The organism is Granulicatella balaenopterae, from assembly GCF_900111135.1.
Taxonomy (GTDB): domain Bacteria; phylum Bacillota; class Bacilli; order Lactobacillales; family Aerococcaceae; genus Granulicatella; species Granulicatella balaenopterae.
In genome coordinates this window covers 1-9,907 of record NZ_FOGF01000053.1, presented here as the reverse complement: position 1 = coordinate 9,907, position 9,907 = coordinate 1, and the positions used below count along the sequence as shown (strand labels likewise).

At 34.2% G+C, this 9,907-nt stretch carries 8 protein-coding genes and 1 pseudogene; 7 read left to right on the top strand and 2 right to left on the bottom strand.

Annotated features, from left to right (window positions below):
- Positions 1-240: 240 nt before the first annotated feature.
- Genes BMX09_RS09135 through rlmN form a run of 4 tightly spaced genes read left to right on the top strand, consistent with a single transcriptional unit; the run spans position 241 to position 3,076 of the window.
- Entirely contained in the window at positions 241-660 is a 420-nt protein-coding gene (locus tag BMX09_RS09135) for a glycerol-3-phosphate acyltransferase (RefSeq protein ID WP_089747924.1), read from the top strand.
- 22 nt (positions 661-682) lie between these two features.
- Positions 683-946, top strand: coding sequence for a glycerol-3-phosphate acyltransferase (locus BMX09_RS09130; RefSeq protein ID WP_245711163.1), 264 nt, complete (start codon positions 683-685; stop codon positions 944-946).
- Between the two features lie 24 nt (positions 947-970).
- Positions 971-1,942 carry an asparaginase gene (locus BMX09_RS09125; protein WP_089747919.1) on the top strand — a complete coding sequence of 324 codons (972 nt, stop codon included), beginning with the start codon at positions 971-973 and terminating at the stop codon, positions 1,940-1,942.
- A gap of 21 nt (positions 1,943-1,963) precedes the next feature.
- Positions 1,964-3,076 carry a 23S rRNA (adenine(2503)-C(2))-methyltransferase RlmN gene (rlmN, locus tag BMX09_RS09120; RefSeq protein ID WP_089747917.1) on the top strand — a complete coding sequence of 371 codons (1,113 nt, stop codon included), beginning with the start codon at positions 1,964-1,966 and terminating at the stop codon, positions 3,074-3,076.
- A gap of 58 nt (positions 3,077-3,134) precedes the next feature.
- Here the strand turns inward: rlmN and BMX09_RS09115 are convergent, their stop codons facing one another.
- The gene (locus BMX09_RS09115) at positions 3,135-3,437 is read right to left on the bottom strand and encodes an ArsR/SmtB family transcription factor (RefSeq protein WP_245711162.1); all 303 of its coding nucleotides are present in this window, start codon (positions 3,435-3,437) and stop codon (positions 3,135-3,137) included.
- 54 nt (positions 3,438-3,491) lie between these two features.
- Positions 3,492-5,574, bottom strand: a pseudogene (locus tag BMX09_RS09110) (heavy metal translocating P-type ATPase).
- A 372-nt stretch (positions 5,575-5,946) separates the two neighbouring features.
- Between BMX09_RS09110 and BMX09_RS09100 the strand changes: the two are divergent.
- The 3 genes from BMX09_RS09100 (at position 5,947) to lysS (ending at position 9,603) form a co-directional block, all read left to right on the top strand.
- On the top strand, positions 5,947-6,690 hold the full coding sequence (locus BMX09_RS09100; RefSeq protein ID WP_089747909.1) for a 3D domain-containing protein: 744 nt from the start codon (positions 5,947-5,949) through the stop codon (positions 6,688-6,690).
- A gap of 290 nt (positions 6,691-6,980) precedes the next feature.
- On the top strand, positions 6,981-7,985 hold the full coding sequence (gene dusB / locus BMX09_RS09095) for a tRNA dihydrouridine synthase DusB (protein ID WP_089747907.1): 1,005 nt from the start codon (positions 6,981-6,983) through the stop codon (positions 7,983-7,985).
- A gap of 109 nt (positions 7,986-8,094) precedes the next feature.
- A complete protein-coding gene (gene lysS / locus BMX09_RS09090) occupies positions 8,095-9,603 on the top strand; it encodes a lysine--tRNA ligase (protein ID WP_407645261.1) in 1,509 nt (502 codons plus the stop codon).
- Positions 9,604-9,907: the final 304 nt, after the last annotated feature.

Genomic DNA, 9,907 nt, shown 5'->3' with positions numbered 1-9,907 from the left:
TTAGAAACAAAAATAAAGAATCGACCAGCATTGGTCAATCCTTTAAATTATTACCTAAGTAAAGTTGGAATATAAATTGTAGAGCCGTATACGAGGCCCGTACGTACGGTTCAATGAGAGGGAGATAGTCCTTTGCGATTATCTCTCTACTCTATTATAAGAATAGCTGTATTTGTTAGCATTTCAAACATTTATAAAACGTTTGGGTAAAATGTTTGACTTCTCTAGAGTTTGGGTAAAATGTTTGAGTTTGAGATAGTTCAATTGTGTGATGTAATATGGTATGATAATAAAGTTAAAGAAAAGAGGAATATAATAAATATTGACAGTGGAGTAATTATTGCGATAAGTGTAGGTTATTTATTGGGATGTTTTCAATCGTCATATTTATTAGTGAAATATACTAAGAAAAAAGATATTCGTTCATTTGGCAGCGGAAATGCTGGTGCGTCAAATACAGTTTCCAATTTTGGCTTCAAATTAGGCTTACTAGCAACTCTATTAGATATTGTAAAGGCTATTGTAGCAATTTGTTTGATGAAGGAATATATTCTTTTATTTGGCTTATTGCAGCAAAAGTGGGTATTATTATACATATGCGGTGCAATGGTGATTATCGGTCATATGTTTTGCGTTTTATTTAGGCTTTCGTGGCGGTAAAGGAACGGCGAGTGTGATTGGTATGATGTTGGCACTGGATTGGCGAATGGGATTGTTAGGGATTATAGTCTTAATCCTAGCTTCGTTTATAATCAATTATATTGCTATTGGTGCATTGGTATTGTGGCTTAGTTTTTTAGTAATGACTGATATATACTTTGGCTTAACAATTCCCGTTGCAATAGTGTTGGCGCTATATAGTTTAGTTCTTATGTTACATAAAGAGAATATTAAACGAATAAAAACTGGCGAAGAAGTCACGGTTAGAAGTGCTTTTAACCGCTAGAAAAAAAGATGAAGGAGAGGTATTATGAAAAAATTACTAATTATTAATACTGGTGGAACTATTTCAATGAGTGAAAACCAATTAACTGGTAAAGTTGCACCAACTAGTGAAAATCCATTAGGTAAAAATGCGAATATATTTGATTATATTGGTCAAATCACTAGCGAGGAGCTATTTCATTTGCCTTCCCCTCATATTACTGAAAAAGAGATGCTTATATTAAGAGCTCGTGTGTTATTGGCAAAAGAAGAAGGCTTTGATGGGGTTGTTATTACTCATGGGACAGATACTTTAGAAGAAACCGCCTATTTTTTAGAATTAACAATTAAAAATACTATTCCGGTTGTCTTAACTGGAGCTATGAGAAGTAGTAATGAGATAGGTTCAGACGGTTTGGCAAATTTACGTAGTGCGTTAATTGTGGCAGCTTGTAAAGATTCGATGAATAAAGGGGTTTTAGTAGTGATGAATGATGAAGTTCATACGGCTACTTATGTTACTAAGACCCATACAACTAATTTGGCCACTTTCCAGACACCAACATTTGGACCAATTGGCTTAGTTTCTAAGAATGATGTGATTTATTTCCAACAATTAATTCGTTGTGAAAAATATCAATTAGAAGTAGAAACAGATATGCCAAAAGTCTATCTATTAAAAGCATATGCTGGTATGGATAGTACCTTAATTGAGGCTGTCTTAGAAAAAGGGGCAAAAGGGCTTGTGATTGAGGCATTAGGGGCTGGGAATTTACCGCCTAAAACGGTACAAGGCGTCAGAAAATGTTTACAAACAGGCATACCAGTCGTCTTTGTATCACGTGCATTTAATGGGGTAACCCAAGATGTATATGATTATGAAGGCGGTGGCAAACGCTTTAAGCAAGAGGGTGTAATTTTTACAACTGGTTTATCTGGACAAAAAGCACGCATGAAATTAATGGTTCTATTAGCAAGTGGTATCGAACCGACTGAGTTAACAAATTACTTTAAATAAAGAATGGAGCAATAATTAAAAATGGTAAGAAAAATTGGAAAACAAGAAGAAACATTGTATGATGGCAAACAAATTATTTATGGATTAACCCAAGATGATTTAGAAGCTTGGTTTATTGAACATGGTCAAAAGAAATTTCGTGCTGGTCAAGTATGGGATTGGTTATATCGCAAACGTGTCGGTAGTTTTAGTGAAATGACAAATTTATCAAAAGACTTAATAAAAGTATTAGATGAAAACTTTACTTTCCCAGTCTTAACAGAAAAAATTGCACAAAAATCAGCAGATGGTACTCGTAAATTCTTATTTGAATTATATGATGGTTTATTAATTGAGACGGTATTAATGCCACAAGAGTATGGTTTATCAGTATGTGTCACTACACAAGTTGGTTGTAATATTGGATGTACGTTCTGTGCGAGTGGTATTATTGCTAAACAACGTGACTTACAAGCTGGTGAGATTGTTGCACAAATTATGCACGTCCAAAGAACATTAGATAAAGACCAACCAGGAGACCGTGTTAGCCATATCGTTGTAATGGGGATTGGGGAACCATTTGATAATTATGATAATATTATGAATTTCTTACATGTAGTTAATAATGATAAAGGTTTAGCTATTGGCGCCCGTCATATTACTGTTTCAACAAGTGGTTTAGCGCCTAAGATTCGTGAATTCGCTGATAATGGCTTACAAGTGAATTTAGCTTTATCACTTCATGCTCCAAATAATGAAACACGTTCTAAAATTATGCGTATCAACCGTAAATACCCAATTGAAGAAGTGATGGATGCGATTGATGAATATATTCGTAAAACCAATCGTCGTGTTACATTTGAGTATATTATGTTACATGAAGTGAATGATTCAGTAGAGCATGCACAACAATTAGTAGATTTATTAAAGGATAAGAAAAAATTAGCCTATGTAAACTTAATTCCTTATAATAAAGTTCGTGAGCATGATCAATATGAGAGAAGTAGTAAAAAACGTGTTGTAGCATTTTATGATGTATTGAAAAAGAATAAAATTAATTGTGTAGTTCGTAAAGAATTCGGACATGATATTGAAGCGGCTTGTGGACAATTACGTTCAAGTCAAATGAAGCGTGATCGTCGCAAAAAGTCATAATAAAGAAATAAAAAATCCAAGTAATGATGATGAGTCATTGCTTGGATTTTTTTGATGCTTAAGTACGTTCCTTAACGTGTTCTAAAGCCATTAATAGTATTGTATGAATATGCTCATCGTCTAATGAGTAATAAACAGATTTACCTTCTTTTCGAGCTTTAACAACTTTTGCTAGCTTTAATAGCTTCAGTTGATGGGAAATGGCCGATAAAGTCATATTTAACTTGTCGGATAAATCACTCACGCAAGCTTCACCATCCAATAAGGTAATTAATAGCTTCAAACGAGTGGGATCGCCCATTAATTTAAAGAAATCCGCTAAAGCATCATGATGATAATTTAAAGATTCAGATGTGGTCACAGTCAATCCTCACTTTCTATTTGATATATTACTTTTAATATATATTATAAACTATTATTTAAATTTTAGGGCACGCATTGAGTTAAGAATCGCTAAAATGCTAACCCCAACATCTGCAAAGACCGCTTCCCACATTGTTGAAATACCGAATGCACCTAGTATTAAGAAGCCAAATTTGATTGCTAAGACGAAAATAATATTTTGTTTAACGATTGTCATGGTACGTCTACATAATGAAATGGCAAGTGGTATTTTTTTCAAATCATCATCCATAATGACAATATCACTAGCTTCAATAGCAGCATCACTTCCTAAACCGCCCATTGAGATACCAATATCACAACGAGTTAAGACTGGCGCATCATTAATGCCATCACCAACGAAAGCGACAGTATGGTCTTTATCACTAGCTAATAATAATTTTTCTACTTGTGTAACTTTTTCTTGTGGTAATAATTCAGAATAGACTTGATCGATGCCTAATTCCTTAGCCACATAATGTGCAATTTTTTCTTGATCACCAGTTAATAGGACAGTATCTTTTAGATGACAGTTTTCTTTTAAATCACGGATAACTTGACGGGATTCTGGTTTAATTTGGTCACAAATGACTAGGTAGCCTAAATATTTATGATCTACCGCTACGTGAACAATTGTACCAACTTCTTCTGGAATAGCCACGGTTAAGCCTTGTTCTTTCATTAAGGTGTGATTACCAATGAAGACTGTTTTGTGGTCGATAGTTGCTTTGATGCCACGACCAGCGATTTCTTTCGTATTAGTAATGCGTTGTTCATCAATTGCTTCTCCAAATGCTTTTTTAATAGAACAAGCAATGGGATGGTTTGAATAATATTCAGCATATGATGCATATTCTAATAGTTCATGTTCGTTAGTAGTGAGAGATTGAATCGTTGTTACCTTGAAATTACCTTTTGTTAGCGTGCCTGTTTTATCGAAGGCAATGGTATTGATTTTTGCTAAAGCTTCTATATAGGTACTTCCTTTGATTAAGATGCCTAATTTTGAAGCTGCACCAATTCCGCTAAAAAATCCTAATGGTACAGAAATGACTAAGGCGCAAGGACATGAGATAACTAAAAAGGATGCTGCGCGATATAAATAATCAGAAAATGTAGCATCTTTACTTACTAATGGTGGGATAATAGCTAAAAGTACTGCAGCGCCTACAACTAATGGAGTGTAGTACCGAGCGAATGTTGTGATAAAGTTTTCAGTTTTGGCTTTTTTATCACCAGCATCTTCTACTAATTCAATAATTTTTGTAACCATTGAGTCATCTAATTCTTTTGTTACTTCGATTTTTAGCAAGCCATCTTGGTTAATACAACCACTATAGATTTCTTGGCTAACTTTTACAGCACGTGGAATAGATTCACCAGTTAGAGCAGCGGTATCAATTAGACTAGTTCCTTCAATGACAATTCCGTCAACTGGAATTTTTTCACCAGGCTTCACTAAGATGATATCCCCAATTGCTAAATCATCTGGATCAACCACTTCAATACCATTTGATGTTACTAAATTGGCAGTGTCTGGGTAAAGATTCATTAAAGTTGAGATTGAGTTACGGGATTTATTAACAGCATATGACTGGAAAGCTTCCCCGACTTGATAAAGCCACATAACCATAATACCTTCCGAAAATTGACCAATACTTAGTGCAGCAATAGAAGCAATCGCCATTAAAAAGTTTTCATCAAGCATTTGTCCGTAGTAAATATGTAGAATAGCTTTTCTTAAAACATCATGAGCTACAATAATATAAGATAATAAAAATAGGAGAATCTGTATACTTGTACTGATTGGTAATAGTAATCCTAATAATAAGCATAGTAATGAACTACCTAGTTTTAATGGTGTTTTTTTGTTTTTAAACATATTCCCAACTCCTTTAATGGATAATTAGTGAACAGTCTGGTTCGATAGCTTTACAAATAGCTGTGGCTTGCGTCATAATATCATCGAATTTTTCTTCATCGGCTTCTACGGTTAATTTTTGCATCATGAAGCTAACTCTTGCTTTTTCTACACCTGGGATTTTATTAATAGAGTCTTCCATTTTTTGTGCGCAATTAGCACAGTCTACATTTGTTAATTTAAATTTCTTTTTCATGATTATGTCCCCCTAAAAAATAGTATAATACAACAATTGAATAAGTATTCAATTGTTACTTATATTATAATTGAGCAACTATTCAAGTGTCAAGGAACAATCTGCTATTTTTCAGGAATTTTTAGTTATAGTTAGGAGGAAATCTTTATCATATTTATATTACAAACGAACAGATATTCGTGTTTTTTTGTAATATTTTTAATATAACAAGTCAGTTCTATTAAAGGCAGTTAACAAAACGGTCAAAATCCCCACAAATCGAATCATTCATGTTAGGATACATTTTGTCGATGAGATTCGGTCGGCCATTAAAAAAACAAGAACGAATCAGCTTTCAGAATTTTTCGGAAAGTAAAGAAAGGATTGGAACGCGTGAAAATTAAAAATATGTTTTTAGTATTTGTGGCGACGTTAAGTTTTGTAGGATATACAGTAGAACAAAATATAGAAGTTATTGCTAAAGAATGGAATGCCCGTACAGTTGAAGATGTACAAAAAGAAGTAGAAGTAGACGATAATGGTGAAATGCATTATACCGTTCAATGGGGAGATACCTTATCAATCGTATCACTTGCTTCAGGGATGCCATTACAAGCATTACAACAATTAAATAATATTGAACAAGCAAATATGATTTATGCAGGTATGGATTTAACATTAATTGGAAATCAAACCATTGTTGCAATTGACCCAAACAAACCAGCAGCAGAAGAAGTAGAAGAACCAGTAGCAGAAGAAGAAGTAGAAGAACCAGTAGCAGAAGAAGAAGTAGAAGAACCAGTAGCAGAAGAAGTAGTAGAAGAAGTAGCACCACAACCAGTACAACAATCAGGTTATGAATTAACCGTTGAAGCTTCAGCATATTCTTATCAAGAAGCTGGCTTATCATCATATACAGCAGATGGAACTAATTTAGCGAATGAGCCAAATATTATTGCAGTTGACCCATCAGTTATTCCATTAGGCACTTTAGTTGAAATTCCAGGATATGGCGTTTATCGTGCAGCTGATACAGGTGGAGCTATTAAAGGGAACCGTATTGATATTCATATGACAAGTATTCAAGCGATGAACCAATTTGGTCGTCGTACAATTACAATTAAAGTATTAAATTAATATAATGAAACATTAATGAAGTGAGGAATCACTTCATTTTTTTATTCTGGAGTATTGTGGGTTTGAGTTGTTAAGGTCAGTGATATTGGTATAGTAGTGAATATAAGGCGAAGTGTTTCGGCTAATGCCCGATAAACGACTCATTACTTTAAGGTGAGAGGTTCCATCTAATATGAGATAAATACGCTTCCCATGAAATAATCGTATCAATCTTAATCATATTTCTTACTATTTAGTTCGTTTTATGATAAAATAAATCGCATTATAGAAAACACATTAAAGGAGTACATATGGCATTTAATATAGGAGATATCAAAATTGACAATCCAGTTGTTGTAGCACCGATGGCTGGAATTAGTAACTCAGCATTTCGAGTTACCGTAAAAGAATTTGGTGCAGGTTTAGTAGTATGTGAAATGGTAAGTGATAAAGGGATTCAATTCCGTAATGAAAAAACATTAAATATGTTACATATTGAACCAAATGAATACCCATTAAGTATCCAAATTATGGGTGGAAATAAAGAAACCTTAGTTGATGCAGCCAAATATGTTGCAGAAAATACCGACGCAGCGATTATTGATATTAATATGGGGTGCCCAGTTAATAAAGTTATTAAAGCTGAAGCTGGTGCAAAATGGTTATTAGATCCTGATAAGATTTATGAAATGGTGGCAGCCGTAGTTGATGCCGTTGATAAACCAGTTACTGTTAAAATGCGTACAGGTTGGGATGATGATCATTTATATGCGGTTGAGAATGCTTTAGCAGCTGAACGGGCTGGTGCTAAAGCTGTTGCGATGCACGGTCGTACACGAACACAAATGTATGAAGGAAAAGCAGATTGGGAAATCTTAGGGGAAGTTAAAAAGAACTTAAAACATATTCCATTAATTGGGAATGGCGATGTTCGTACGCCGGAAGATGCTAAACGCATGATTGAAGTCGCTGGTGTTGATGGAGTTATGATTGGGCGTGCATCTCTTGCGAATCCTTGGCTTATCAAACAAACTGTTCACTATTTAGAAACAGATGAATTATTACCAGAGATTACAGTTCCTGAAAAGATCGATATTGCCAAATTACACTTAGATCGCCTAATGAATTTAAAAGGTGAAAAGATTGCTAATAAGGAATTCCGTAAGCTTGCAGGATATTACTTAAAAGGCGTGCCACGTGCTGCTAAGACAAAAGTAGCCATTAATGAAGCTGGTTCAGTAGCCGAAGTTCATAACTTATTAGATGCATTTGTTGAAAAACATTTGGAAAGAGAATCTAAAATAGTAGAACTATAGAAAAAAGTAATATATACTCTTCATTTCTTTGTAAAATATTGGTACAATGAAAGAAAATGAGCATAGATATTGATAATAAGATACATTGCATAATCTAAAGGAGGAAAAAATAGTGACTAAAGAAGTAGAAACTATGGAAACACTAAACGACCAATTACAAGTTCGTCGTGAAAAAATGAACCAATTGCGCGAAAAAGGCGTAGAACCATTTGGTGTTGGTTTTAAACAAACTCATTATTCAACACAAATCTTAGAACAATTTGCTGGTGAAACTAAAGAATCATTAGCAGATAAAGAACCAGTAACTGTTCAAATTGCTGGACGTATTATGACAAAACGTGGTAAAGGTAAAGCGGGATTTGCACACTTACAAGATACAAAAGGCCAAATCCAAATCTACGTACGTAAAGATACAGTAGGAGAAGAAGCGTATGAATTATTTGATAAAGCTGACTTAGGTGATATTGTTGGTGTTATCGGTACAGTAATGATTACAAATACAGGTGAAGTATCTGTTAAAGCAAAAGAATTTTTCCACTTAACTAAAGCATTACGTCCATTACCAGACAAATATCACGGATTAACAAATGTTGAACAACAATACCGTCAACGTTACTTAGACTTAATTAGTAACCGTGAAAGTATGGATCGTTTTGTTACTCGTAGTAAAATTATCCGTGAAATCCGTCACTATTTAGATGATCGTGATTATTTAGAAGTTGAAACTCCTGTATTACACACATTAGCAGGTGGTGCTAATGCTCGTCCATTTACAACTCATCACAATGCATTAGATATGGAATTATATATGCGTATCGCTCCAGAATTACACTTAAAACGTCTAGTGGTAGGTGGTATGGAACGTGTTTATGAAATCGGACGTGTATTCCGTAATGAAGGTATCGACACAACTCACAACCCAGAATTTACATCAATTGAAATCTATACAGCTTACACAGATTACCAAGATGTAATGGACTTAACAGAAGGTGTATGTGAATACGCTGCTAAACAAGTATTAGGAACAACAACTGTTCAATACGGTGGCGAAACTGTTGAATTAAAAGCTCCTTGGAAACGTGTGCACATGGTTGATGCTATTAAAGAAATTAAAGGTGTTGACTTCTGGAAACAAATGTCAGACGAAGAAGCTCGCGCAATCGCTAAAGAACATGGTGTAGAAGTTGATGAATCAGCAACATTCGGTCATGTTGTTAATGAATTCTTTGAAGAGTTTGTTGAAGAAACATTAATTCAACCAACATTTATCTATGGTCACCCAGTAGCAGTATCTCCATTAGCTCGTAAAAATGATGAAGATCCTCGTTTTACTGACCGTTTTGAATGTTTCATTTGTAAAAACGAATACGCAAATGGTTTCACTGAGTTAACTGACCCAATCGACCAACGTGAACGTTTCTTAGCACAAGTGGAAGAAAAAGATTCAGGTAATGATGAAGCTCACCCATATGATGAAGACTTTATCGAAGCTTTAGAATATGGCTTATGCCCAACTGGTGGTGTAGGTATCGGTATTGACCGTCTATGTATGTTATTAACAGATAGCCAATCAATTCGTAATGTATTATTATTCCCAACAATGAAACACAATAGCTAATAACTATTACTATATAGAGAGGCGCTTTCCTTAGTGAAGGCGTCTTTTTTAGTTTTTCTTAGCAATTAATCTTGCTTCAATCTATTAAAAATATAGGCTCTTTGTCAAATAGGGTTGATGGAGTGGAAATAGAGATCATACAGTATTATCTGTATGATTTCTTTTTTTACTTTTTTATTGTATATTTCCATCATTAAAAAAATTTAGTGCTCAAGTGAGTACAGTTCCTATAATTATCAGCTGAGTGTAGTAATGCATGTTTTTTGTTGTTTTAATTGCATAAATAGTTATTATGTTACGATAT

Bases quoted from the DNA above. Each gene is read 5' to 3' on its own strand.
- BMX09_RS09125 (WP_089747919.1), top strand. From the start codon at position 971: ATGAAAAAATTACTAATTATTAATACTGGTGGAACTATTTCAATGAGT.
- BMX09_RS09135 (WP_089747924.1), top strand. From the start codon at position 241: ATGTTTGAGTTTGAGATAGTTCAATTGTGTGATGTAATATGGTATGAT.
- rlmN (WP_089747917.1), top strand. From the start codon at position 1,964: ATGGTAAGAAAAATTGGAAAACAAGAAGAAACATTGTATGATGGCAAA.
- BMX09_RS09130 (WP_245711163.1), top strand. From the start codon at position 683: ATGATGTTGGCACTGGATTGGCGAATGGGATTGTTAGGGATTATAGTC.
- dusB (WP_089747907.1), top strand. From the start codon at position 6,981: ATGGCATTTAATATAGGAGATATCAAAATTGACAATCCAGTTGTTGTA.